The sequence below is a fragment of the Streptomyces niveiscabiei genome, assembly GCF_001419795.1.
GTDB lineage: Bacteria > Actinomycetota > Actinomycetes > Streptomycetales > Streptomycetaceae > Streptomyces > Streptomyces niveiscabiei.
On record NZ_LIRL01000827.1, the window covers coordinates 1 to 1,813 of the forward strand.

At 73.8% G+C, this 1,813-nt stretch carries 1 protein-coding gene; it reads left to right on the top strand.

Annotated features, from left to right (window positions below; translation table 11 throughout):
- A partial coding sequence (malQ, locus tag AOK24_RS34605) for a 4-alpha-glucanotransferase (protein ID WP_055723947.1) occupies positions 1-1,813 on the top strand: 1,813 nt, incomplete at both ends.

Consider the following 1,813-nt stretch of genomic DNA (forward strand, 5'->3'; position numbering starts at 1 on the left):
GTGGGGGAGCGGGTGGTGGCGCCGACGCTGGTGCAGTGGGCGGGCGAGGCGGCGCCCGCGCTTCCCGAGGGGAGCGCGGTGCGAATCGTCACCGAGGAGGGAGAAGTCCGGGACAGGCTGGACGAACTGCCCCTCGGCGTACACGAGTTGACCGTCACCGTCCCCGACGGGCGGACCGGCGTCGCCCAACTCGTCGTCGCGCCCGCGCGGTTGCCCACTCCGGCCTCGCGGTCGTACGGGATTCTCGTCCAGCTCTATTCGCTGCTCTCCCGGCGCTCCTGGGGCATGGGGGACCTCGGGGACCTGCGGGAGCTGGTCGAATGGGCCGGGCGAGGGCTCGGCGCGGGATTCGTACAGGTCAATCCGTTGCACGCGGCCGTGCCGGGGCCGCCTACCGACCCTTCGCCGTACCGGCCCTCCTCCCGGCGGTTCCCCGATCCCGTGTACCTGCGGGTCGAGGAGATTCCCGAGTTCGCCTACGTCGACGGCGCCGCGCTCCAGGCTCGGGGTGCCGCGCTGCGCCAAGACGTCCTGGAAAAGGGGGAGTTGATCGACCGGGACGCCGTGTGGGCGTTGAAGCGCGAGGCGCTGGAAGCTGTCGCCGCCGTTCCGCTCGGGCCGGGGCGGCGGGCCGTGTACTGCGACTTCCTCGCCGAACAGGGGCAGGCGCTGGAGGACCACGCGACGTGGTGCGCGCTCGCGGAGGTGCACGGGACCGACTGGACGCGCTGGCCGGCGGGGCTGCGCGACCCCCGGTCCGACGAAACCGCCCGTGCCCGGCTGGAGTTGATGCGGCGGGTCGACTTCCACTGCCGGCTCGCCTGGTACGCGGACACCCAACTCGGCGCCGTACAGCGGGAGTCGGGCATGGCGCTCGGTGTTGTGCACGATCTCGCCGTCGGCGTGCATCCGGGCGGCGCCGACGCCTGGGCCCAACAGGACTTCTTCGCCCGGGAGATGTCCGTCGGCGCACCCCCCGACGCCTTCAACTCCCTCGGCCAGGACTGGGGGCTGCCGCCGTGGCGTCCGGACCGGCTCGCCGAGGCGGGGTACCGGCCGTTCCGGGAGCTGCTGCGCGGGCTGTTCCGGTACGCGGGCGCGCTGCGGATCGACCACGTGATGGGACTGTTCCGGCTGTGGTGGGTGCCGGATGGCGAGGCGCCGGTGGACGGCGCGTACGTCCGGTACGACGCGGAGGCGATGCTGGCGGTGCTGGTGCTGGAGGCTTCGCGGGCGGGGGCGGTGGTGATCGGCGAGGACCTGGGGACCGTCGAGCCCGGTGTGCGGGAGACCCTGCGGGAACGCGGGGTGCTCGGGACGTCCGTGCTGTGGTTCGAGCGCGACTGGGACGGGGACGGGCGGCCCGTCCCGGCGGAACGCTGGCGCGCCGACTGCCTCGCCACGGCGACGACCCACGACCTGCCGTCCACCGCCGCCCGCCTCAGCGGGGAGCATGTCGAACTCCGGGAGCGGCTGGGGCTGTTGGACGGGCCGCTGGAGGGGGAACGGGCCGCGTCCGCAGCCGATGTGCGGGAGTGGCTGGGGGTGATCGGCGGGGGTGGCGGCGACGAGGAGTCCCAGGTCCGGGCCGTGTACCGGTACCTGATGCGTACGCCCGCCTCGCTGGTCGGGGTGTGGCTGCCGGACGCGGTCGGGGACCGGCGTCCGCAGAACCTGCCGGGGACGTGGGACCAGTATCCGAACTGGCGGCTGCCGATCGCGGACGGGGAGGGGAGGGCGGTGAGCCTGGAGGAGTTGGCGGGGTCGGATCGGGTGCATGCGTTGTTCGAGGCGTTGCGGGGGAGTGGGGGAG